Origin of the sequence: Enterobacter cloacae complex sp. ECC445, from assembly GCF_021892025.1 — a bacterium.
Lineage (GTDB): Bacteria > Pseudomonadota > Gammaproteobacteria > Enterobacterales > Enterobacteriaceae > Enterobacter > Enterobacter chengduensis.
Map to the genome: position 1 here is coordinate 59,004 of NZ_JAKLRZ010000025.1, position 23,948 is coordinate 82,951.

Genomic DNA, 23,948 nt, shown 5'->3' on the forward strand with positions numbered 1-23,948 from the left:
TTACGGAACAACAATCAGCGGGCCGCTGGCCGCCCCCGTTGCCCGCCACTGCGGAACGTACATAGATTCCACCATCGGCACCGGCACCTGATAAGTTCCCGGCGTGACGGCGCGCGCCAGATAAACCAGCGTGACCGGCTGACCTTCGTTTACCGGCACGGCTGCCACGAAGCGGTCATCGCGGAACTCTATATGCTGTATATCCGCCTGCTGCATCTGGCTGAGCAGGTTCTGCACCTCGCTGCCGCTGTCCTGCAGGCTGGCGCTGCTGCTCGCCAGGTTCTGGTTTTCCAGCTCCAGACCCGCGGGGAGGAGATCCACCACCAGCGCGTCCGGCACGTTCTGGCTGGCCTTCACTTCAAGCCAGACCAGAACAAGCTCGCCGCTCTTCAGCGAAGAGAGCGATTTACTGCTGCCGTCGGTTGCCAGGATATGACGTTCAACCTGCAGCACGTTCGCGCTCGGCTCAGGGGCATATTCCGGATAACCGGTGCTGTCCAGGCGCACCCACAGTGGTGAAGTGCCGGTATTGGTCACCTGCAGAGCGCCAAGCTGGTCGCCGCTTACGTTTTGTACCAGCGCAGTATCCCCGCCGGATGCGGTATCAGAAAGCGTGGTTTTCGCCTGCCATGCACCTGACAAGGTTTGCAGCGAACGTCCGGCCAGGAACAGCGCGTTGCTTTCCTGAGTGGACAACCAGCGCTGGCTGAAGGCCTCTTCAGAAAGCGCGTTCAGCAGCGTATTTTGTGCATCCGGCAGCAGCTTGTACTCCTCCAGGAGAGAGAGCATCAGCGCGTTATCGCGAAGCTGGCTGCCGTAATCGGCCATCCAGTTTCTGCTGTCGTTGCGCGGGGTTTTGAGCGCCAGATCCAGCGCCTGCTGGCTACGCGGCGCATCGCCCATCAGCTTGAGGGCCATGCCCAGCTGCATCAGCGGCAGGCCGGACGCCGCCTGAGCGTGACGATCCCAGATTTCACGCAGCGCGCCCAGCGGCGCCTTTTGCTGACGCGCCAGCACCAGCGCGGCATACGCCTGCACGGCAAATTTGCTGGCCTGAGTATCGTCGCTATAGCGAATGGACATCATGCCCGGATCCTGCAGGTAGCGCAGCAACCGGCTATTGGCGTTGTTCACGGCATCGGCCGGTACGCTGTAACCCTGCTCGCCCGCGCGCACCAGGAAGTCGGTCACGTAAGCCGTCAGCCAGTACTCTTCCGGACCGTTTTTATCCCACAGCGCGAACCCGCCGTCTTCACGCTGCATCTGCAGCAGACGCGAGATGCCGATATCAATGGCTGCGCGGCGCTTATCGTCGCTGTCGCCTTTGATGCCCAGCGCGGTGAGCTGCGCCGCATTGGTGTACAGAGACGGGAACAGGCCGCTGGTGGTCTGCTCCAGGCAACCATACGGATACGCCTGCAGTTCGCGAATATAGCGCGCCAGGTTGAGAGGTGGTTTGCCGCTCAGCAGCAGCTGTCCCTGCAGGGTATCAGGAGAGAAACCGGTGCTGTGCTGCGCCGGTGCGGTCCACGATTCGCCAGGGTTCAGCATGGCACCGGTATTAACCGTCTGTGCCGGGAACGCCGGACGCACGCCGATTTTCCAGCTCTTCTGCTGCGGGGCGAAGGTTTCGCCCGGAAGCTGCAGGCCGGTAACCTGCGCGGTCACTTCACCGTCACCATAACCGTCCAGCGCACGCACCGGGATAAACAACGTGCTGCGCGCGCCCGGTGAAAGCTGGACAGGCTGAGGCTGTGCGCCTTCCAGCGCCAGTTTGCCGGTAGAGGCCAGGGCAACATTGAGCGTTTGCGGCTGGTCGGTCAGGTTGGTGATATCCAGCGTCAGGCGCGAGGTATCCCCGCTTGCCAGGAAGCGTGGGGTATTCAGCTCGGTAATGACCGGCGCGGCCACAATAATCTTGCCTTCACTGCTGCCGAAATCGTCTTCCGTCCAGGCCTGCGCCATCAGACGCAGCTCACCGTTAAAGTCTCCAATCGGCAACGTAATTGTGCCTTCCCCGTTGGCATCCAGCGTAACCGGCTGAGCCTGCTGGGCGATAATGGTGACGTGATTTACAGGCGGTTTACCGCCGCGCTTCAGCTCATCGCCATCGCCACCAAAACGCAGCGCGGCCAGACGGCCCTGCCCTTCAATGACCTGGCCGTAAATATCGTAGATATCCGCACCGTAACGCTTCTGGCCAAAGAAGGCCTGCCACGGATCCGGCGTAACGTAATCGGTAATGTTCAGCACGCCGCTGTCCACCGCCGAGACCAGCACGTTTACCTTCTGCGGAACCGCCCCCTCCTTCACGCTGGCTTTCACCTTCACCGAGAGCGTCTGATTTGGACGCATTTTCTGTGGGTTATCGAGCGCAATGTTCAGGCGGCGATTTTCGTCGCCCATCGGCAGATGCAGCAGCCCGACCGCGCGTTTCGGCGTGGCGGATTTGGATTTATCCCCAGGACGGACCACCAGCGTGCTCAGGTAGAGGTCGTGACGCTTCCAGGCCTTGTCGACCGGGATAGCGAGATCCAGCCCGTTTGCCGGTACGTCGATCTCTTTCCACCACAGCGGCCCTTCGCTGGACTCAATCATCGCATAGCCCTTGCCAGCGGCTGGCGCGGCAATGTGCAGGTTGATGGTGTCGCCCGGCTGATAGGCTGGCTTATCCAGCTTCAGCGTCACGCGGTCAGGGCGCGCAGCGCCGGTACCGTCGCTGTTATCCTGCCAGCTGTAGCCTGCCCAGAAGCGCACGCTGCTGACCATCTCATCAGGCGCTTTCACCTCCAGACGGTATGAACCCCACTCCACCGGGAAGGTGACCTTGCCGGTTTCATCGGCCTTGAGGGTCAGCTCCTGCTCGCCTTCGACCAGGTCTTTTTGATCGAACTGAGACTGCCAGCCTTCGCTCTCTGACCAGTTCCAGAAGTAGTCCCGACGCTCGCGGATCAGACGCACCTGTAACCCGGAAACGGCCTTTTTCGCTCCGCTGGCATCGGCATACACGATGTCGAAACTGGCGTTGCCGTTCTCGTCAACAATCGGTTGGTTGACGGTGGTATCGGTACGGTAGTCGTAAACCGCTTTACTGGCGAACTGCGGACGGATACCAGGCAGTTCAGCTGCCGGCCAGATAGCCTGCTCGGCGCGACGCGTTACCGGACGACCGCCGGACTCCAGCAGGCTGGCCTGCAGGATCAGCTGCAGCGGCGAGTGCACCTCTTTCCACTGGCTTTCGGTAGTGACCTCTCCACGCCCCTGTTCGTCCAGCGTAAGCTGCACTTCATCCAGGCTGCGGCTCAGGTTCTCCTCGGCGATATCGCCAAACTGGAAGCCCGGCAGCGCAGACACGGCTTCACGCAGCGGACGCAGGAAAAGCTGGCCCTGCAGGGAATTACCGTTGGCAGGCGCGCCGTACAGGTAATAGCCGACGACGTTAAAGTCGACGTTATCCTGCGGTGAAACCGGCGTTTTTTGCCCGCTGAGGTTGAGCGCCATACGCTCTGGCATGAAGTCTTCAACGTGGAAGTCCCACAGGCGCTGCAGGTTATCGCCCGTGTTGGCGCGGATATGCCACATGCCGGTTTGCGCTCCGCTGTCCAGCGGATAGTTAAAACGATAGAGTCCATTTTCTGGCTTGACGACAACAGTACGCGCGACCTGTCCATCTGGACGCAGCACGTCAAGCTTCACGGGCTGGTCGGGAAGTGGCTTACCGTCGCTGTCGCGCAGGAGACCGTTCAGGATCACCGTTTCGCCCGGACGGTAGAGATCGCGTGGGCCAAACATGAAGAATTGTTTGCTGTAGCCAGGACTTCCTGCGATATCAAACTCAGCCAGATCGAGGGCCGGCAGCTTGAGGTCAAGCAGCGTGGTCTGGCCATCTTTGCTCGCCAGGATCAGCGCGGCTTCTTTGTCCGTTTCGAGCGTCGCATGGCCGTCCGCATCGCTGTTCGCTTCGGCAAGGGTCTGCCCTTTGTCGTTCAACAGGGTGACGGTCACGCCGGACTGCGCCGCACCGTTCTCCAGGCTCTGGGTGAAGATATCCAGGCGGTTATGGTAACGGTGGGCGGATAGACCAATATCGCTTAAGGTAAAGAGCGTCGCGGCGTTGCTGTAGTTGTAGTGCCCGGCCTGGTTCATGACCGCGATATAAACGCCAGACTGCTGGAGCGGCTTGATATCCTTGAGGGGCAACAGCAGTTTTTCGCGCGTGTTGCGCGCCGGATTAAGATCGAACCGACCGGTGTAAACCAGCTCCGCCATCTTCAGCAGGTTGTCGGATTCCCAGTTGGTCAGCGAGTTACGATACTCCCACTGGCTGACAAGGGAGGCCAGCGATTCAGGCTTCACGCGGTAGAAGTTAACGTCAACATTGTTGACGTTGAGCGCCATCACCGGCAGACCTTCAACCACTTTACCCGGCAGCAGCGAGCCGCGGCTGGCGAAACCGACCGTCGGTTCAACGTCCCGAGTGGTCAGGGCTTTTTCATAATCAATGCCGAACGTCGCCTTGTTCAGCGCCTGCAGGCCCCGCTCAACGGTAACGACCAGGTTGCGGTTAGGCTCCAGATGGCGCAGGCGAAGCTCTTTCAGGTTAGGCGCAAGTTCCCACGCCCCGTCAACCTTGCCGCTTTTTTTGTCCACGACGTGAACCGTTTTGGCGAAATCCTGATCGGGATTCAGCGGAACAGAAAACGTCAGCACCAGCGTGGCGGCACCGTCGAGCTGAACTTCAGAGGTATCCAGCAGCGTCAGCGCTTTTCCCTGACTCTGGGCGGCCAGCTTAGCCAGCTTTTCTGCACTGGGTTTTTCCGCGGCTTTCGGTGTGGATGCGGTGGATGCCGCGGGAGCCGCAGCCTGAGGTTTATCGTCGCTGTTATCACAGCCGACAAGCGTAAACGTGGTAAGCAGCGCAAGAGAGAGCGCGGCTAAGCGAAACGGTTTCATCCTTTGTCCCTGGCCCATGGAGCCTGTTGGTCGTCGTCCGGATAAGTATTATCCGCAAGTTTCATTAATTCAAAAAGTCCAATTTTAGAATCTGGAAAGCGCCTCGCAGAACGGCATTTCGCCGCTACGCCGTGATGGAAGCGCGATCACAGCACATAACGTCACATGTTACCTTTTACGTCATTTGTTTTTAAAACAATAAGATAGCTAGGTAACCACAACTAAAGACTGCTAGTTTTATGACCATAACGCACCCCGAGTGCGCGGTTCAAAAAGAGAGAAAGCCATGAAACGAGCCGTGAACGCCCTACAAAATTTCGGAAAATCACTGTACGGACCGGTACTTATCTTACCGATTGTCGGTCTGTTTATCGCCTTTGGTAATGTTTTGGGTAACGGCAACCTGGCCGAGTACCTGCCGTTTCTTGGCCATCCGCTTATTCAGAGTATCGGCCAGCTGATCGCCAAATCCGCCGTATCGGTGCTGGTCAACCTGGCGCTGGTGTTTGCCGTCGGGATCCCGATTGGGCTGGCAACGCGCGATAAAGGCTACGCGGCGCTGATTGGTCTGGTGACCTTCGTGGTGTTTATCAACGCCATGAACGTCACGTTACAGCTTCAGGGCGAGCTGGCGCCAGCGGCCCAGCTGAAAGCGGCCGGGCAGACCATGGTTCTGGGCGTGCAGGTGCTGGAGATGGGCGTTTTCGCCGGGATCCTGACCGGGGCGCTGTCGGGATACCTGTACAACAAATATTCCGGCGTACAGTTTAACGGCGCGATGGCGATTTACTCCGGCCACTGCTTTGTCGCGATTGTGATGCTGCCCGTCTCCATGCTGCTCGGCGTGGTAATAAGCGAACTGTGGCCGTTTGCCCAGCACGGGATTAGCGCCCTGGCGCTGGCCATTAAAGGCTCCGGCCCGTTCGGCGTAGCCATTTACGGTTTCCTGGAGCGCATTCTGGTCCCCACCGGCCTGCACCATCTGGTTTATACCCCGTTCCTCTATACCGAACTCGGGGGGACGCAGGAGGTATGCGGCGCAACCTATCAGGGCGCGCGTAATATCTACTTCGCCGAGATGGCCTGCCCGGAGGTGAAGCAGCTCAGCAGCACCGTGGTGTGGGACGCGCGCGGTATCAGCAAAATGTTCGGCCTGCCCGCCGCCGCGCTGGCGATGTATATGACCGCAAAACCGGAACGCAAAGCCGTTGCGAAAGCCATTCTGATCCCGGCGGCGCTGACCTCACTGCTGGTGGGCGTCACCGAGCCGATTGAGTTCTCCTTCCTGTTCGTCGCCCCGCTGCTGTTCGTGGTGCACGCGGTGCTGACCGGCATCGGCATGATGCTGTTCTCGCTATTTGGCGTTCACGCCATCGGCGCCAACGGGATTATCGACTTCATCCTCTACAACCTGCCGCTCGGCACGGAGAAGTCCAACTGGCCGATGTATCTGCTGGTCGGGCTGATCATGTTTGCCCTCTACTTCACGGTGTTCCGCTTCCTGATCCTGCGCTTCAACATGAAGACCCCAGGCCGTGAGGATGAGGATCAGGAGACGCGCCTTTACAGCAAGCAGGAGTACCAGGCGAAGGGCAATAACGACGGGCTGGGTGAGTCCATCGTGGTGGGCCTCGGCGGCAGGGAGAACATTGAGGTTGTAGATAACTGCTATACCCGCTTACGCGTCACGGTGAAGGACGTCGGCATTATCGACGAGCCGCGCCTGAAGGCCACCGGCGCGAAAGGGGTCATCAAACAAGGTAACAACGTTCAGGTGGTCTACGGGCTACACGTCAAAAAAATGCGAGAAGCCGTTGAGACGTTTCTCTGAAAGGAGCTAAAGATGTTTACACCCCCCTTCATTCTGTCGATTGCCGGCGGCGGTAGCACCTATACGCCGGGTATTGTGAAAAGCCTGATGGTGCGTCTGCATGACTTCCCGCTGGCCGAAATCCGCCTCTATGACATCGACGAGGTGCGCCAGAACACCATTGCGCCGGTGGTTGAGAAAGTGATTCGCGACCACAGTGAAAGCATCAAATTCACCGTCACCACTGACCCGGAAGTGGCGTTCAGCGGCGCGCATTTCGTCTTCGCACAGATGCGCGTCGGTCAGTACAAAATGCGCGAGCAGGATGAGAAGATCCCCCTGCGGCACGGCGTGGTCGGCCAGGAGACCTGCGGTCCCGGCGGGCTGGCGTACGGGCTGCGCACGATCCTGCCGATGGTTGATCTTATCGATCTGGTGGATCGCTACGCGCATGAAAAAGCCTGGATCGTGAACTACTCCAACCCGGCGGCGATCGTCGCGGAAGGCGTGCGCCGCCTGCGCCCGAACGCGCGGGTGCTGAACATCTGCGATATGCCCGTCGCCGCCATGCGCAATATGGGTGCCATACTTGGCGTGGATCGCCAGAGGCTGGAGGTGGACTATTTCGGCCTGAACCACTTCGGCTGGTTTACCCGCGTGCTGGTCGACGGCGAGGACAGGCTGCCCGAGCTGCGCAAACATATCGCGAAGTTTGGCCTGCTGACGGAAGACGCCGCCAAAACCGATCCGCAGCATTCCGATCCCTCCTGGGTGAAAACCTGGCGCAACATCAAGCCGATCGTGGACAACTTCCCGGAGTATCTGCCAAATCCGTACCTGCAGTACTACCTGATGCCCAATCAGATTGTCGAGCACCAGAACCCGGACTATACCCGCGCCAACGAAGTGATGGACGGGCGTGAGAAAAAACTCTTTGCTGCTGCGCAAGAGTACAAGCGCACCGGGATCCTGCCGGATGCCTTCCACGTGGGGGTACACGGCGAGTTTATCGTCGACGTGGCCTGCTCGCTGGCCTTTAACCTGCGCGGCCGCCATCTGGTGATGGTGGAAAACCGCGGGGCGATTACCAACCTGCCATACGATGCGATGGTGGAAGTGCCCGCCTATATTACCTCCGAAGGACCAGAGCCTGTGCGCATCGGTCAGGTGCCGCTGTTCCATCAGACCCTGCTGCAACAGCAGCTGGCATCGGAACAGCTGCTGGTAGAGGCAACTATTGAAGGCAGCTATGAGAAAGCCCTGCAGGCGTTTACCCTCAACCGCACCGTGCCCACGATGGAACATGCGAAAGCGATACTGGATGAGATGATCGAGGCCAATCGCGACTACTGGCCCGCGCTGCAAAAGGCCTGGCAGGATGGCGAAACGGTGAAAAAATAGGGGCTTGCTCGCGAGTTGAACGTGGTTTGCTTGTCGGTGTCAGAAAAAACACCGACAATCCTTTTTTACGGAAAAGAATGGAGGCATCCCATGTCCACCTCATATTTTGTCGCCGCCGACTGGCTGATTGAGCACGGCGACGACCCGGAAGTTCAGATTATTGACGCGCGTATGGCCCCTGCCGGGCAGGAACACCTTCGCGATATGGTCGCGGAATACCGGGCCGGACATCTTCCTGGCGCGGTATTTTTTGATATCGAAGCCCTCTCCGATCACAACTCTCCCCTGCCGCACATGCTGCCGCGCCCGGAAGCGTTTTCCGTGGCGATGCGCGAGCTGGGCGTTAGCAAAGACAAACACCTCGTTGTCTATGACGAAGGCAACCTCTTCTCCGCCCCGCGCGCGTGGTGGATGCTGAAAAACTTCGGCGTGGAAAAAGTCTCGATTCTGGCTGGCGGGCTGGCGGGCTGGAAGCGCGACGAGCTGCCGCTTCAGCAGGGTGACGTGACGCTGCCGGAAGGGGATTTCGACGCGACGTTTGATGCACACGTGGTGAAGCGCCTGACCGACGTGCTGGTCGTTAGCCATGAAAAAACGGCGCAAATCGTCGATGCCCGTCCTGCTCCGCGCTTCAATGCCGAAGCGGATGAACCGCGTCCGAGACTGAGGCGCGGGCATATTCCGGGCGCGCTGAACGTGCCGTGGGGCGACCTGGTATTTGAAGGCGAGCTGAAAACCACCGACGAGCTGCGCGCTATTTTTGACCGTGCAGGCGTCGATTTACACCGTCCAATTATTGCCAGCTGCGGTTCCGGCGTCACGGCCTGCGTGGTGATTCTGGCCCTCGCCACGCTCGGCGTAAGCGACATCACGCTTTACGACGGTGCCTGGAGCGAATGGGGCGCGCGGGACGACCTGCCGGTTGAACCGGCGAAATAATGGATAACCGCCTGGCCACGCTGTTAACGCGCGGGGCGTCGCTGACCCGCGCGGAGTATCGCGTCCTCGCCCACCTCACGGAGCATCCGCTGCTGGTGGGCAATATTACGGTTCGCGAGCTGGCGCAGGCGACGTTTGTTTCCAGCGCCACCATTATGCGGCTGTGTCAGAAGCTGGGGTTCAGCGGCTTTAGCGAGCTCATCTGGCACTGCAAGCAGCTGCTCTCCGACACCCCGCACATTGCCGCGCAGCCTGAGCATCAGGCTGAATTGCCTGCGCTGTTTAATCAGTTTATCGCCAACTATCAGCACACCTTCCAGTGGGTCACGCAGGAGAAGCGCCAGCAGTTTGCCGACCTGCTGCGCCAAAAAGAGAGTTTCTTCCTCTACGGTGCCGGGTTTTCCTATCTGTTTGCCGAGTATCTGACCAAGAAGCTGCAGGTGCTGGGCAAAACGGCGTTTATCTCCGGGCCGGGGGACAGCCGGAATATTTTTCTCAGCAACGCCGCCCGCTACCAGGTGTTTATTGCCGTCTCGCGCAGCGGCGAAACGGAGCAGGTGCTGGATAAAGCGCGGATAGCCAAAAACGTTGGTATGACGATCGTCGCGTTTACCCGCGCCTCGGCCAATACGCTGGCAGGGATGGCGGACGTGCACTTTGCGCTCTATGACGAAGCGGTACACTTTGCCGCCGAAGCCGCAGGGGTGACGTCGTTTGAGTCGAATCTGGTGCTGCTGATGGATTTACTGCTGCTGGAAGCAACGGGGTGACGGTCACCCCGCCATAATCAGATGATGCGGTTGGTCTTGAGATCGCGCAGGAAGCCGCCCCAGCGACGCTCGTAGAACGGCGTGATGTGCTCCGTAATAAAGTGGCTGATGCCCTTTTCACCGTTTTTCACCTGGCAGATATCTATCGGCTCATCGCCCGGCAGCGTGTCGGTTGCCACGCTTCCTGCGGCCTGGATGATGTCGTCGATATCGCCGTCGGCTTCAATACCAATCAGCAGCACGGGCTGTTCATCCGCCTGCTCTTTAACAGAGCAGAGGAACGCGCGCCTGACGGGCTTGAGCGTTTTGAACAGCGTCGTCAGGGAATCAATCATCTGCGCGGGCGGCTCGGCCACTTCAGACAGCAGCAGCGTTTCGCCCCCTTCAAGCACTTCCTGGGTGCTGAGCGGGTTGCCCTCTTCACCTATCAGGTGGCTGATTTCACGCGGCGTGAACTCTTTCCCGGTCGGCAATTTAGCGTTGAGGAACAGCGTCTGGCCGAGCGTCATTTCAAACAGGGTACGCACCGGCATCACCACGAACGCCTGTTCGTCTTCAACCGCTTCCTGCAGCGCTTCCAGCGAGGTGAAGAACGGAATCACCGACGTGCCGTCGTCTTTCTCCCAGTGCAGCAGATCCAGCGCGCTGTCTTCCACAACCTGCTCACCTTCCGCCGCGGTGCCCGGCACCCAGACGGTGGATTCCAGCAACGTGCGGAAAAATGCCGGACGGTGGGCGGGCTCGGTTGCCGCCTGCTCCAGCAGGGTCTCTAATTCGTTTTTGGTTTCGGACATAACAATTCCAGATGATGCATTTTCCCCCTCACCCCAGCCCTCTCCCTCAAGGTAGAGGGAGCAAACCATCCCCTCTTCCCGTGGGAGAGGGGTAGGGTGAGGGCAATGTGGTTACTCAGCCGTCAGCAGGTTCGCCACGGTACGCACGCCCAGACCGGTCGCGCCCGCGGACCACTGCTCAACCGCCGCTTTACGGTAGGTTGCGGAGCAGTCGATGTGCAGCCAGCCTTCATGGTAGTTCTCAACAAAGTGAGAGAGGAAGCCCGCAGCGGTGCTTGCCCCCGCCGGGTACGCCGCGCTCGCGGTATTGTTCAGCTCGGCAAAGTTGGACGGCAGCTGGCTGCGGTGGAACTCGGCCAGCGGCAGACGCCAGAACGGCTCGTTTTCCGCCGCGGCGCTGGCCAGCAGGCGAGCGGCCAGCTTGTCGTCGAAGCTGAACAGCGCGTGGTAGTCATTCCCCAGGGCGGTTTTCGCCGCGCCGGTCAGGGTCGCCATGTCGATGATCAGCTCCGGCTTCTGGGCAGAGGCGTCGATCAGGCCATCGGCCAGCACCAGTCGGCCTTCGGCGTCGGTGTTCATCACTTCAACGTTTTTACCGTTGCGGTAGCGAATGATGTCGCCCAGCTTGAAGGCGTTACCGCTGACCATGTTATCCGCGCAGCACAGGTAGAGCTTCACGCGCTTGTTCAGGCCGCGAGTGATGGCAAACGCCAGCGCGCCGGTGATGGTCGCCGCGCCGCCCATATCGGACTTCATGGAGTCCATGAACGCGCTCTGCTTCAGGCTGTAGCCACCGGTGTCGAAGGTGATACCTTTACCGACCAGGCAGGCAAAGACCGGGGCTGCTTTATCGCCGGTTGGGTTGTAGTCCAGCGCCAGCAGGACCGGAGGGCGCTCAGAGCCGCGGCCCACGGTGTGGATGCCCATGTAATTCTGTTCGCGCAGGTCTTCACCCTTGGTGATGCGGTAGGACATTTTGTCGCCCGCCACGCCGCACAGCAGGTCAACGGCGCGCTGCGCCAGCTGCTCTGGGCCTAACTCTTCCGCCGGTGCGTTGATGGTGTCGCGCACCCAGTCGATGATTTGCAGGCGGCTTTCCAGCTCTTTCTGACCGGCTGCATCAAGGTTAGCCCACTCGATTTTGCGGGTGCCTTTCGGCCCTTTGTAGCCCGCCCAGAATGCCCAGCTGCGGTCGGTGTCCCAGCCTTCGCCTTCCAGGGAGACATGCTTAATGCCCAGACCGTCAATTTTACGCGCGGCGCGCTGGATCAGGCCCAAATCATCGTTGCCCGTCAGGTGCAGGGTAATACCGTCGTTGTTGATGCTGTAGCTGGCTTTCTCGCCCCAGCGCGCGTCGGCGGGCTGCGTAGAGAGCGTAATCTTCATCGCTTCGGTCATTTTATTTATCCTTATTAGCAAACGGGCCGCCAGAAGGCAGCCCATAGAGTCTCTTTCCACTAAATGATTCGCGTTGCAGGAAGGCGGCAAGCGAGTGAATCCCCGGGAGCAGGGATAACTCTGTGACCGGGGTGAACAAGCGCAGCCAACGCATCGGCAACGTGAAGCATGACGTGGAAATTATTCTGCTTCATCTAACCAGACTAACAGAATCGCCTCCAGAATTTTTTCATTGGATGCGTTTGGATCGTCGTCGAAATCCTCTAAATCGCAGATCCACTGATGCATGTCGGTGAATCGCACGGTTTTCGGATCGAGATCCGGGTTGGCGTCGTAGAGCGCTTCGCCGATTTCACGGCTGTCTGTCCACTTTAGTCCCATATTAATGCTCGCGTGCGTGGTTGATGGTGTAGCGTGGGAACTCCACGACCAGATCTTCATCGGTCACCGCGGCCTGGCAGCTCAGGCGGCTGTCCGGCTCCAGACCCCATGCTTTATCCAGCATGTCGTCTTCGTCTTCGGTGCTCTCGGCGAGCGAGTCAAAACCTTCACGCACGATGCAGTGGCAGGTGGTGCAGGCACAGGATTTTTCACACGCGTGTTCCACTTCGATACCTGCGCGCAGGGCAACATCGAGAATGGTTTCACCGGTCTTCGCTTCCAGAACAGCGCCATCCGGACAGAGGTCCGCATGAGGCAAAATAACAATCTTTGGCATATTAAACCTCGTCCACGGACTGGCCCTTCAGCGCCACGCGGACGGATTTGTCCATGCGGCGAGCGGCGAAGTCCTGGGTTTGTTTATCAACGTTTTTAATGGCTTCTTCTATTGCGTCAGCATCATTGCCCATGGCGACGACGCTTAGGTGCGCGGCGGCCTCATCAATCACCTGACGCTCGGCGGCGCTTAACAGCGCGGCATCGGCATTGAGTGCTCCGGTCAGGCTTTCCAGCACGCGCGCGGCTTCCACTTTCTGTTCCGCCAGCATACGCGCCTTCACATCCTGCTCGGCGTAGCTCATTGAGTCCTGAATCATGGAGGCAATTTCGCCATCGGTCAGGCCGTAGGACGGCTTCACCTGGATGGACGATTCCACGCCGGTGGATTTTTCCATCGCCGTGACGCTGAGCAGGCCGTCCGCATCCACCTGGAAGGTGACGCGAATATGCGCCCCGCCCGCGGGCAGCGCCGGAATACCGCGCAGCGCAAAGCGCGCCAGAGAGCGGCAGTCCTGAACCAGCTCGCGCTCGCCCTGCATCACGTGGATGGACATCGCGGTCTGGCCGTCTTTGAAGGTGGTGAACTCCTGCGCGCGCGCCACCGGAATGGTGGTGTTACGCGGGATCACTTTCTCCACCAGGCCGCCCATGGTTTCTAACCCCAGCGACAGCGGAATGACGTCCAGCAGCAGCATTTCGCTGTCCGGCTTGTTGCCGACCAGAATATCGGCCTGGATCGCGGCGCCCACGGCCACCACCTTGTCCGGGTCGATGGAGGTCAGCGGCGTGCGGCCAAAGAAATCGCCCACGCGCTCGCGCACCAGCGGCACGCGGGTCGAGCCGCCCACCATGACCACTTCCAGCACCTCGTTCGCCTCAACGCCCGCATCCTTCAATGCGCGACGGCAGGCCAGCAGAGTGCGTTTCACCAGCGGGGCAATCAGGTCGTTAAACTGGTCGCGGGTAATCTCACCCTGCCAGCCCGCCACATTGACGGTAACCGTCTGCGCGTCGCTCAGGGCGATTTTGGCGTCGATGGCCGCGTCCAGCAGCTCGCGCTGCACGCGGTTGTCGCTGCGATCGGCAACGCCCGCCTGCTCGCGAATGTAGTCCGCCAGCAGGTGGTCGAAGTCATCGCCGCCCAGCGCGGAATCCCCGCCGGTCGCCAGCACTTCGAACACGCCGCGGCTTAAGCGCAGGATCGAGATATCAAAGGTACCGCCGCCGAGATCGTATACCGCAATCACCCCTTCCTGACCGGAGTCGAGGCCGTAGGCAATCGCCGCCGCCGTCGGTTCGTTCAGCAGGCGCAGCACGTGCAGGCCCGCCAGACGCGCGGCGTCTTTGGTGCCCTGACGCTGTGCATCGTCAAAGTAGGCCGGAACGGTGATCACCACGCCGTCGAGATCGCCGCCGAGCGTCGCCGTGGCGCGCGCCGCCAGCGCTTTGAGGATGTCCGCAGAAACGCGGATCGGGTTCAGCAGTCCGGCAGACGTCGCGATCATCGGCAGGCCGTTTTCACTGGCCTGCAGCTGATACGGCAGATGCGGATAGCGGGTCTGAATATCGGCCAGCGAACGGCCCATCATGCGCTTAACCGAGCTGATGGTGTTGGCCGGATCGCGCGCGGCGTTGGCGCGGGCGTCATAGCCGACCGCGTGACCCTGCTGCTGGTAGTGGACCACGGAAGGCAGCAGATGACGGCCCTGCTCATCAGCCAGCGTTTCCGCCTGGCCGCTGCGCACGGTCGCCACGAGGGAATTGGTGGTGCCCAGGTCAATACCCACCGCCAGACGACGCTGGTGCGGTGCGGCACTTAAGCCAGGCTCACTAATTTGTAATAAGGCCATAATTGCTTCCGAAATTAAAAATCGAGCAGCTTTTCTTCGAGTTGTTCAGCACTGCTTCGCAGTTTATCGAGAAAACGGAGTTTGCGCACAGTGTCTGCCGCCACGTCCCAGGTCTCGTTGTTCAGTTGCTCCACCATCTGCTGATGGCGGGTATCGAACATGCCCTTCACGCGCGTGATGAAACTTTCCAGACGCGCTTCGTCTTTGGCCTGTTCAATCTCATCCAGCTCTTCGCGCAGCTCCAGCTGTTCCATCAGAAACGCCGTATCGCGCACGGTGTGCTGTTCGCTCGCCAGATCGAAACCGTGAAGCGAGAGCAGATACTCAGCGCGCGCCAGCGGATGGCGCAGCGTCTGCCAGGCCTGGTTGATGGTGGCAGAGTGCGAAACCGCAGCCAGCTGTTCTGCCTGCGTCCCGCTCGCGAATTTATCCGGATGGTACTGACGCTGCAGATCCTGAAAGCGGATCGTCAGCGCCTGGAGATCGATCGGGTATTGAGCGGGTAGTCCGAAGAGAGTGAAGTAATCCATAACAATCTCAGGGGTAGCCTGTTAAAACAAACCCCACGCGTAGCGAATAACGCCACGGTGGGGTTTCGGATGACGCGCGGTTAAACGTGGAAGCTTTCGCCGCAACCACACTCGTCTTTGACGTTCGGGTTCGTGAATTTGAACCCTTCGTTCAGGCCTTCTTTAACGAAGTCCAGCTGAGTGCCGTTGAGGAATTGCAGGCTTTTGCCATCGACCACCACCTTCACGCCCTTGTCTTCAAACACGGTGTCGTCAGACGCCGGCTCGTCAACAAACTCCAGTACGTAAGCCATACCAGAACAGCCGGAGGTACGTACGCCCAGCCGCAGGCCAAAGCCTTTACCACGGTTCGCCAGAAAAGAGCTTACTCGCGCGGCAGCGCTGTCGCTAAGGGTAATCGACATACTCAAACCTCAATTATTTTGCTTCACGTTTGCTTTTGTAATCCGCAATGGCGGCTTTGATCGCGTCTTCTGCCAGAATTGAGCAGTGAATTTTCACCGGTGGCAGTTCGAGTTCTTCAGCAATATCCGTGTTCTTGATTGCCTGTGCTTCGTCCAGAGACTTGCCCTTCACCCATTCGGTGACCAGGGAGCTGGACGCAATTGCAGAACCGCAGCCGTAGGTCTTGAAGCGCGCGTCTTCAATGATACCTTCATTGTTGACTTTAATCTGCAACTTCATCACGTCGCCACACGCCGGCGCGCCAACCATGCCGCTACCAACAGATTCGTCGCTGTTGTCAAAAGAGCCAACGTTGCGCGGGTTTTCGTAATGATCGATGACTTTTTCGCTGTATGCCATGATTGAATTCTCCTTATGTACCGATTAGTGATGTGACCATTCAATGCTGTTCAGATCCACGCCCTGCTTGAACATTTCCCACAGCGGAGAAAGGTCGCGCAGACGGCCAATGGAGTTGCGAACCAGCTTGATGGTGTAGTCAATCTCTTCTTCGGTAGTGAAACGACCTAAAGAGAAACGGATAGAGCTGTGTGCCAGCTCGTCGGTCATACCCAGCGCGCGCAGCACGTAGGATGGCTCCAGGCTTGCAGACGTACAGGCAGAACCGGAAGAAACCGCCAAGTCTTTCAGCGCCATAATCAGCGACTCGCCTTCAACATAGTTGAAGCTGACGTTGAGAATGTTCGGTGCGCCCTGCTCGAGATCGCCGTTCAGATACACTTCTTCCATATCCTTCACGCCGTCCCACAGACGGTTACGCAGCGTGCGCAGGCGCGCCATCTCGGTTTCCATCTCTTCTTTTGCAATGCGGTAGGCTTCGCCCATGCCCACGATCTGGTGAACAGGCAGCGTACCGGAACGCATGCCGCGTTCGTGACCGCCGCCGTGCATCTGTGCTTCGATGCGGATACGTGGCTTACGACGAACGTACAGTGCGCCAATCCCTTTCGGGCCATAGATTTTGTGGCCGGAGAAGGACATCAGGTCCACTTTCAGCTGGCTCAGGTCGATAGGCAGTTTGCCCACGCTCTGGGTCGCGTCCACGTGGTAGATGATACCGCGCGCGCGGCACATTTCGCCGATGGTCGCGATGTCCTGAACGACGCCGATTTCGTTGTTAACGTGCATGATGGAGACCAGAATGGTGTCATCACGCATCGCCGCTTCGAGCTCTTTCAGGTCAATAATACCGTTGCTCTGCGGCGCCAGGTAAGTTACTTCGTACCCTTCACGCTCCAGCTGGCGGCAGGTATCCAGCACGGCTTTGTGTTCGGTTTTGCTGGTGATGATGTGCTTGCCTTTTTTCTGATAAAAGTTGGCTGCACCTTTGATCGCCAGGTTGTCGGATTCGGTCGCACCGGAGGTGAAAACAATCTCACGCGGGTCGGCACCCACCAGGTCAGCAATCTGATTACGGGCGATATCTACCGCCTCTTCAGCATGCCAGCCAAAACGGTGTGAACGGGAAGCTGGGTTACCAAAGTTTCCGTCCAGGGTCAGACACTGCATCATTTTCTCGGCAACACGCGGGTCCACCGGCGTGGTTGCGGAGTAATCGAGATAAATCGGTAATTTCATTGCTCTTTAAACTCCGTACATCGCTTCAATGCAAGGAATCAGGCAACCGGCTGGATGTACGACCGAGTACGCGGGGCGTGACCGCCCCGGCCTGATTCTGAAATCTTTATCGTTTTATTACGCGCGCAGTTTGACGTCGATAGCGTCCTGCGCGCGGGTGCTGCGTTGGGAATCATGGCTGTGCTGACGGCCCGATACGTCCAGAACTTCCTGGTTATTAACCAGTTCACCCAGGGTGATGTTGTTCAGGAAGCCGGTCAGACGGTCGCTCAGATCGCGCCACAGCGCGTGGGTCAGGCACTTATCGCCGCCCTGACAGCCGCCTTTACCCTGGCAACGGGTCGCGTCAACGGATTCGTCAACTGCGCTGATCACTTCGCCAACTGCAATACTGCCCGCGTCTTTACCCAGCAGATAACCGCCACCCGGGCCACGAACGCTGGAAACCAGCCCATTTTTACGCAGTCTGGAGAACAGCTGTTCCAGATAAGAGAGGGAGATCCCCTGTCGTTCAGAAATATCAGCCAACGGAACCGGGCCCGCTTCGGAGTTGAGCGCAACGTCCAGCATCGCGGTCACGGCATAACGCCCTTTAGATGTCAGTCTCATGTCTTACTTAACCTCAAACTCGCCCCTGCCCGGGGTTTTTTATAGTAAAATGGGGTATTGCATAGCAGGGCCAAGTCTGACATTCCTGACTAAAATGGTCAACTATTTACTTGACTGTTTTAGTCAGGTATTTAACCTTCCGTGCCTTCATAACCAGGTGCGGCCTGATGCCCTCACCCCGACCCTCTCCCACGGGGAGAGGGAGAAAACGGCACTATTCCTTATTTTTCTGCTCAATCGACGCCAGAATCCCGCGCAGGATGTTCAGCTCCTGGCTTTCCGGCCGCGCGCGCGTGAACAGACGGCGCAGCTTGTTCATCACCTGGCCCGGGTGGCCTTCGCGGATAAAACCGGTTGAGAGCAGCGTCTGCTCCAGGTGACCGTAGAAGCGCTCAAGGTCGTCCACCAGCGGGTAGGCCGTCTCTTCTTTAGGCTCAACCTCTTTTTCCTGCGTCGCCAGCCACGCCATGCGGACTTCATAGGCGATAACCTGCACCGCCATCGCCAGGTTCAGCGAGCTGTATTCCGGGTTCGCGGCAATGGCGACGTGATAGTGGCACTTCTGCAGTTCGTCGTTGGTCAGGCCAACGCGCTCGCGGCCAAACACCAGCGCAACCGGTGCCTGCTCCGCTTCTGAGACGCTTTTCAGGCCGCATTCACGCGGATCGAGCATTGGCCACGGCAGCGTGCGGGAACGCGCGCTGGTCCCGACAACGAGGCTGCAGCCGGCCAGCGCTTCGTCAAGGGTGTCGACGATCTGCGCGTTGCCGATCACGTCGCTGGCACCGGCCGCCAGGGCGATGGCCTGAGAGTCGGGCTTCACCAGCGGGTTAACCAGCCACAGGTTCGTTAAGCCCATGGTTTTCATAGCGCGGGCAACGGAGCCCATGTTGCCGGTGTGCGATGTTTCGACCAGCACGATTCGAATGTTTTGCAGCATAATTTTTAGATGTCTGGATTCAGTGACTGAAGAATATTCCGGCATATTATCATAAACGAGAGACATAATCCGATCCCGCTGCTATACTCTGCGCCGATTTTCCTGTTCTTTAACATCCAGTGAGAGAGACCGATGCATCCGATGCTGACCATCGCCGTGCGCGCAGCGCGCAAGGCGGGTAATGTAATTGCCAAACACTACGAAACGCCAGACTCCGTAGAAACCAGCCAGAAAGGCAGCAATGATTTCGTGACCAACGTCGATAAAGCCGCAGAAGCGATTATTATCGAAACGATCCGCAAATCTTACCCGCAGCACACCATCATCACCGAAGAAAGCGGTGAACATGAAGGTACCGATCAGGATGTTCAATGGGTTATCGATCCACTGGATGGCACCACCAACTTCGTCAAACGCCTGCCACACTTCTCCGTATCTATCGCAGTACGCATCAAAGGCCGTACTGAAGTCGCCGTTGTGTACGATCCAATGCGTAACGAACTGTTCACCGCGACCCGCGGCCAGGGCGCACAGCTGAACGGCTACCGTCTGCGCTGCAGCAACGCTCGCGATCTGGACGGCACCATCCTGGCGACCGGTTTCCCGTTCAAGGCGAAACAGCACGCGACCACCTATATGAATATCCTGGGCAAACTGTTCACCGAATGCGCGGACTTCCGCCGCACCGGTTCTGCTGCGCTGGATCTGGCCTACGTGGCGACCGGCCGCGTTGACGGTTACTTCGAGCTGTCGCTGAAGCCATGGGATTTTGCGGCGGGCGAGCTGATCGCGCGTGAAGCAGGTGCCATCGTGTGTGACTTCACCGGCGGCCATAACTACATGTCTACCGGCAACATCGTGGCGGGTAACCCGCGCGTTGTGAAAGCCATGCTGGCAAACATGCGTGATGAGCTGAGCGACGCGCTGAAGCGTTAAGCCAGCCTGTTAAGCCCGGTGGCGCTGCGCTTACCGGGCCTACAAAATTCCGTCAGTACGCTAGAAAGGCCGTAATCCCCTTCCCACCGGCACCGCGCTCATCCACATCGTCACCGCCGCCACCAGCAGAATCACCCCGCCAGCCAGCGCGAGCGTGGTCCATCCGACCTGTCGCCACAGCACCGGCGTTTTATTGCCGCTGAGTTTAACCGCCAGCTGACGGAAGCTGTGTACCAGCAGCGCCAGGGAAGAAATCGTCAGCGACGTTCCTGCCGCCATGGCCAGCGCCGACAGCATGCCCCAGCCAAACACGCCAATCACCTTACTGAACAGCAGCACCATGATGGCACCCGAGCACGGGCGCATCCCCATCGAGAGCACAATCATCAGCCGCGCGCGCCAGTCGTCGCCGTTCTGTAATTGTTCCTGCGTCGGCAGATGCTGATGCCCGCAGCCGCAGTGTTCATCGTGAACGTGGTGCGGGGTGAAGGCTTTGAATTTGGGTTTTTGCAGCAGCGCGCGCAGCTTTTTCAGCGCCCGCCAGCAGAGGATCAGCCCCAGCACGCCCACCAGGGCGTAGCTCCCCTTCTCCAGCCAGAAGCTGCTCATGTGCAGCTGTCGGGCGGGAAGCTGAAGAAGTGAAAGCACCACGACCACCAGCCCAATCGCCACGCCCCCCTGAAGCAAAGAGGAGGCCAGCGTGAGGCCGATACTCGATTTCAGCTTTGAAGGATGGGTGGCAAGCCAGGTCGCAATCACGATTTTGCCGTGCCCCGGCCCCAGCGCGTGCAGCACGCCGTAGATAAAGCTGAACGCCAGCAGGGATCCGCCCGCTTTGGTCGGGTTCTCCGCCACCGCCTTCAGCAGGCCGCTCATCTGCTGGTTGACCTCACGCTGCCAGATAATGCTTTTCATCATCACCTGCGGCCAGGCCTGCCAGAGCCAGAGCGAACCGCATACGGCGAGCAGGAGAAAGAGCGCCAGCGGCCAGAGGTGCAGCCAGCGGCGCGGCTTGCGGGCCGGAGTGGAGATCACTGACATTGTAGCGTTACCTCCTGCGCGAACTGTTTACCCAGCTCCATGTCCTCGGGAGGGGCATCTTCCTTATCAAGCGAGACCGCAAAGTTCAGCGTCTCTTCACTGGGTTTCGGGGTGTGTACGCCAATTTTGCAGCTTTTTTGCAGCGCGTCCGGCAGCCGAACGTCGCTGTCTTTGTCATAGCGCATGTCGACATAATAGGTAGGGTCAAAGGTGGAAAAGCGGTACGTTTGCCCGGCCAGCGGCTGAGGATGCGCCAGCGGAAGCACGAACGTCAGCACCGCCTGATGGCCTTCACGCGTCATACCGTATTCCGTTGGGCGGTTCAGAAATTTAACCTTTTGCCCGTTATGCCAGAACTCGGTGAAGTAGTGCTGGCCGAGCACGTTGGCCATCACTTCCGCCGCCAGCCTTTTCCAGATTTCGTCGCCGGGCTTTGCGTTTCCCGCATCATAGAGCAGGTCGGCAGAGGTGATTTCATCCATCGTCCAGCGCATTTTCAGGCCGCTCAGCTGCGTGCCGTCGGTGACCAGCTCGGTTTTAAGGTCAATAAAACTGTGAGGGTGCGCGCTGGCAGTGAAGCCGATCGCCGCCAAAAATAACGCCATCGCGCATTGTTTACCTGTTTGCATCAATTCCTCACGTCAAAAATTCTGTGATGTTCTCCAGCAATCCTGAATGAAAGGCCTGCCGGCGCGCTTTTCAGCGCTCATCCTTTAGCTATTCTTATCAAACATTCTCACTGGATACCCGACAGATGATGACGACGCTTGAAATTCCATCTGTGCTTTCCAGTTCGCAGCGCCGCTGCCAGGTGCTTTTGATGCTTTTCCTGCCCGATGCTGCCGTCACCGCACAGAGTATCATTGCTGCCAACGGGGTGGACGACGCGCTGGCACGGCAAGATATAGCCGAGACGCGCGATGAAATCCAGCGCTATCACCGGCTGGAGATTGTCACGCACCACGACGGCAGCTACCGAATTGAAGGCACAGCCCTGAATCAGCGTTTATGCCTGCTGCACTGGCTGCGCCGTGCGCTGCGGCTTTGCCCGCAGTTTGTCTCTCACCAGTTTACCCCCGCATTAAAAACCGCACTTAAACAGCACGGCATTGCGCGGCCGCTTTACGACGATGCGAACCTGCGGGCGTTGATCGGCTTCTGCTCCCGCAAGCTCCAGCGCCAGTTTGAATGTCGCGACGTCCAGTTTTTACAGCTCTATTTGCAATACTGTCTTATCCAGCACCAGCTCGGGAATACGCCGCAGTTTTCCCACGTTCAGCGCAGCTGGACCCAGTCGAGAGGGGAGTATTTTACGGCCCAGGAGATTGTGCGTCACTGGAGACGGCGCGTCCCGCAGGGCTCCCACGGGGATGAACAGCTGTTTCTTGCCCTGCTGTTTATGATGCTCCGCACGCCCGATCCTGTGCTCGATAAACACCAGCAGGATCGGCGCCTGCGCCGCGCCATCGTGCGCATGGTGGCCCGTTTTCGTTCGCAAACCGGAATGAACTTCAGCGACGAGCAGGGGCTGACCGATCAGCTGTATATCCATCTGGCTCAGGCGCTGGACCGCTCGCTGTTTGAGATCGGCATCGACAATAGCCTGCCGGAGGAGATCCACCGTCTCTATCCCCGGCTGTTACGCACCACGAAAGAAGCGCTGCTTGAGCTGGAAACGGAATTTGAGCTGCGATTCTCCGATGAAGAAATGGCGCTGGTGGCGGTCATTTTCGGCGCCTGGCTGATGCAGGAGACCGATCTTCATGAAAAACAGGTGGTGTTGTTAACCGGAGAGGATAAATCCTGTGAGGAGGTGATTGAGCAGCAGCTGCGCGAGCTAACCCTTCTGCCGCTCAACATTCGCTACCTGACGCTGCAGGCTTTCCAGAAAGAGGGGGCACCGCGCGAAGCCGCGCTGGTTATCACCCCCTACCCTACCGCCCTGCCGCTGTTCTCGCCGCCGTTGATCCATGCCGTGGAGACATTGAACGCGCAGCAGCAAGAACATATTCGCGCCATGCTGGAATCATAGCGAGGCGCGCGCGGCCACTTTTGGACGCACAACGATGGCGGGTAAGGCAACCAGGGCCATCACCCAGAAGACGCCCTGCCCCAGATGCTGGTAGAGGAACCCCGCGAAGACCGTCATGATTGCGATACTGCCCCCCATCGCCACCGCCGAATAAACAGCCTGCAGGCGAATGACGTCTCCGCCCTCGCGCGCGGCGATATAGCGCATCGCCGCCAGGTGACACACGGTGAAGGTGCCGCAGTGCAGAATTTGCGCCACGATCAGCCACGGCAGATCGGTCGTCCAGCCCATAATCCCCCAGCGCGCCACGCCGCAAATCGCGGAAAGCAGCAGCAGATCGCGCGCGCCAAAGCGTCGGAACAGCTTTTTGCTCAGGGCGAAAATAATGACTTCGGCCACCACGCCCAGCGACCACAGATAACCGACGGCAGAAGCAGAATATCCCGCCCCCTGCCAGTAGATGGCGCTGAAGCCATAGTACGCCGCGTGCGCCCCCTGGAGCAGGCAAACACACGCCAGAAAACGCCAGCTCTGCGCAACCAGGCTCCGCCAGGCGGGCCAGCCTGCGCTCTCCTGATGGCGACTTTCCCCTTGCGGCATCACCGACGGACGCAGCAGCATGCCCAGCAGCATCGAAGCAATACCGATACTCAGCAGGGCGAGAATGGCGCGATAATCGTAAAGGCTCACCAGTTTACCCACCAGCGCGGAACCGATGACAAAGGCGATTGAGCCCCACAGGCGCACGCGACCGTAGTCCATGGTGATCTGCTTTTGCCAGGTGTTCGCCAGAGCATCCGTCAGCGGCACCAGCGGTGAGAAGAACAGGTTGAAGCCGACCATCACCACCATCAGCCAGGCAAACTGGTGGCTGACCCAGAAGCAGGCCACAAAGACCAGCGTCAGCAGCGCGAGAATGCGCACGGCCTTGATCAGCAGAGAGGGATCGCTGACGCGCGGGGCAATCAGCAGGCTGCCGAGGAAACGCGCCACCAGCCCTGCGCCCAGCAGCACGCCGATGGTTTCCGGAGTCAGGCCGATACCCTTAAGCCAGACGCTCCAGAAGGGCAGAAAAATACCGTAGCTAAAGAAATAGGTGAAATAGCTGAGCGCCAGCCAGCGCGTGGAATGCAAGACCATGAATCCCTCCCGAAATCGAGGCCATAGTCTGGCGAGAATAGA

The 23,948-nt window shown here is 59.0% G+C and carries 21 protein-coding genes; 6 read left to right on the forward strand and 15 right to left on the reverse strand.

Going from position 1 to position 23,948, the window contains the following annotated elements; translation table 11 throughout:
• A complete protein-coding gene (locus tag L6R44_RS18360) occupies window positions 1-4,953 on the reverse strand; it encodes an alpha-2-macroglobulin family protein (RefSeq protein WP_237425025.1) in 4,953 nt (1,650 codons plus the stop codon).
• 286 nt (window positions 4,954-5,239) lie between these two features.
• On the opposite strand from L6R44_RS18360, the gene L6R44_RS18365 reads away from it, so the two are divergent.
• From L6R44_RS18365 to L6R44_RS18380, 4 genes are all read left to right on the forward strand, one after another.
• A complete protein-coding gene (locus L6R44_RS18365) occupies window positions 5,240-6,784 on the forward strand; it encodes a PTS transporter subunit EIIC (protein ID WP_237425026.1) in 1,545 nt (514 codons plus the stop codon).
• 12 nt (window positions 6,785-6,796) lie between these two features.
• Window positions 6,797-8,164: a 6-phospho-alpha-glucosidase gene (locus L6R44_RS18370; RefSeq protein WP_237425027.1), complete on the forward strand. Its 1,368-nt coding sequence runs from the start codon at window positions 6,797-6,799 to the stop codon at window positions 8,162-8,164.
• Window positions 8,165-8,254: 90 nt separating this feature from the next.
• On the forward strand, window positions 8,255-9,103 hold the full coding sequence (gene sseA, locus L6R44_RS18375) for a 3-mercaptopyruvate sulfurtransferase (RefSeq protein ID WP_237425028.1): 849 nt from the start codon (window positions 8,255-8,257) through the stop codon (window positions 9,101-9,103).
• On the forward strand, window positions 9,103-9,873 hold the full coding sequence (locus L6R44_RS18380) for a MurR/RpiR family transcriptional regulator (protein WP_237425029.1): 771 nt from the start codon (window positions 9,103-9,105) through the stop codon (window positions 9,871-9,873). The genes sseA and L6R44_RS18380 overlap by 1 nt, the downstream gene beginning before the upstream one ends.
• Window positions 9,874-9,890: 17 nt before the next feature.
• On the opposite strand, the gene sseB is transcribed toward L6R44_RS18380, so the two are convergent.
• From sseB to trmJ, 11 genes are all read right to left on the reverse strand, one after another.
• Window positions 9,891-10,667 (reverse strand): enhanced serine sensitivity protein SseB, encoded by a 777-nt coding sequence (gene sseB / locus L6R44_RS18385; RefSeq protein WP_237425030.1) that lies wholly within the window; start codon window positions 10,665-10,667, stop codon window positions 9,891-9,893.
• A 111-nt stretch (window positions 10,668-10,778) separates the two neighbouring features.
• A complete protein-coding gene (gene pepB / locus L6R44_RS18390) occupies window positions 10,779-12,065 on the reverse strand; it encodes an aminopeptidase PepB (protein WP_237425031.1) in 1,287 nt (428 codons plus the stop codon).
• Between the two features lie 180 nt (window positions 12,066-12,245).
• Entirely contained in the window at window positions 12,246-12,446 is a 201-nt protein-coding gene (iscX, locus tag L6R44_RS18395) for a Fe-S cluster assembly protein IscX (RefSeq protein ID WP_003860650.1), read from the reverse strand.
• A gap of 1 nt (window position 12,447) precedes the next feature.
• A complete protein-coding gene (gene fdx / locus L6R44_RS18400; protein WP_003860652.1) occupies window positions 12,448-12,783 on the reverse strand; it encodes an ISC system 2Fe-2S type ferredoxin in 336 nt (111 codons plus the stop codon).
• 1 nt (window position 12,784) lies between these two features.
• Window positions 12,785-14,635 (reverse strand): Fe-S protein assembly chaperone HscA, encoded by a 1,851-nt coding sequence (gene hscA, locus L6R44_RS18405; RefSeq protein ID WP_237425032.1) that lies wholly within the window; start codon window positions 14,633-14,635, stop codon window positions 12,785-12,787.
• A gap of 14 nt (window positions 14,636-14,649) precedes the next feature.
• Window positions 14,650-15,165, reverse strand: a complete 516-nt coding sequence (gene hscB, locus L6R44_RS18410; RefSeq protein WP_024908642.1) for a co-chaperone HscB — start codon at window positions 15,163-15,165, stop codon at window positions 14,650-14,652.
• An 80-nt stretch (window positions 15,166-15,245) separates the two neighbouring features.
• On the reverse strand, window positions 15,246-15,569 hold the full coding sequence (gene iscA, locus L6R44_RS18415; RefSeq protein WP_003860659.1) for an iron-sulfur cluster assembly protein IscA: 324 nt from the start codon (window positions 15,567-15,569) through the stop codon (window positions 15,246-15,248).
• A 13-nt stretch (window positions 15,570-15,582) separates the two neighbouring features.
• Window positions 15,583-15,969 carry a Fe-S cluster assembly scaffold IscU gene (gene iscU, locus L6R44_RS18420; RefSeq protein ID WP_003860661.1) on the reverse strand — a complete coding sequence of 129 codons (387 nt, stop codon included), beginning with the start codon at window positions 15,967-15,969 and terminating at the stop codon, window positions 15,583-15,585.
• 24 nt (window positions 15,970-15,993) lie between these two features.
• The gene (gene iscS, locus L6R44_RS18425) at window positions 15,994-17,208 is read right to left on the reverse strand and encodes a cysteine desulfurase (RefSeq protein ID WP_008502157.1); all 1,215 of its coding nucleotides are present in this window, start codon (window positions 17,206-17,208) and stop codon (window positions 15,994-15,996) included.
• Window positions 17,209-17,325: 117 nt separating this feature from the next.
• Complete coding sequence (gene iscR / locus L6R44_RS18430; protein ID WP_008502158.1) at window positions 17,326-17,817, reverse strand: Fe-S cluster assembly transcriptional regulator IscR; 492 nt, start codon at window positions 17,815-17,817, stop codon at window positions 17,326-17,328.
• A gap of 214 nt (window positions 17,818-18,031) precedes the next feature.
• Entirely contained in the window at window positions 18,032-18,757 is a 726-nt protein-coding gene (trmJ, locus tag L6R44_RS18435) for a tRNA (cytosine(32)/uridine(32)-2'-O)-methyltransferase TrmJ (protein WP_008502159.1), read from the reverse strand.
• A 132-nt stretch (window positions 18,758-18,889) separates the two neighbouring features.
• On the opposite strand from trmJ, the gene suhB reads away from it, so the two are divergent.
• Entirely contained in the window at window positions 18,890-19,693 is an 804-nt protein-coding gene (suhB, locus tag L6R44_RS18440; protein ID WP_003860668.1) for an inositol-1-monophosphatase, read from the forward strand.
• Between the two features lie 60 nt (window positions 19,694-19,753).
• Here the strand turns inward: suhB and L6R44_RS18445 are convergent, their stop codons facing one another.
• Window positions 19,754-20,734, reverse strand: a complete 981-nt coding sequence (locus L6R44_RS18445) for a nickel/cobalt transporter (RefSeq protein WP_237425033.1) — start codon at window positions 20,732-20,734, stop codon at window positions 19,754-19,756.
• On the reverse strand, window positions 20,725-21,363 hold the full coding sequence (locus L6R44_RS18450) for a DUF1007 family protein (RefSeq protein WP_237425034.1): 639 nt from the start codon (window positions 21,361-21,363) through the stop codon (window positions 20,725-20,727). Before L6R44_RS18450 ends, L6R44_RS18445 begins: the two co-directional genes overlap by 10 nt.
• Window positions 21,364-21,488: 125 nt before the next feature.
• On the opposite strand from L6R44_RS18450, the gene csiE reads away from it, so the two are divergent.
• Window positions 21,489-22,766, forward strand: a complete 1,278-nt coding sequence (gene csiE / locus L6R44_RS18455; RefSeq protein ID WP_237425035.1) for a stationary phase inducible protein CsiE — start codon at window positions 21,489-21,491, stop codon at window positions 22,764-22,766.
• Here the strand turns inward: csiE and L6R44_RS18460 are convergent.
• Window positions 22,761-23,906, reverse strand: coding sequence for a 3-phenylpropionate MFS transporter (locus tag L6R44_RS18460; RefSeq protein ID WP_237425036.1), 1,146 nt, complete (start codon window positions 23,904-23,906; stop codon window positions 22,761-22,763). The genes csiE and L6R44_RS18460 overlap by 6 nt on opposite strands.
• Between the last annotated feature and the right edge of the window lie 42 nt (window positions 23,907-23,948).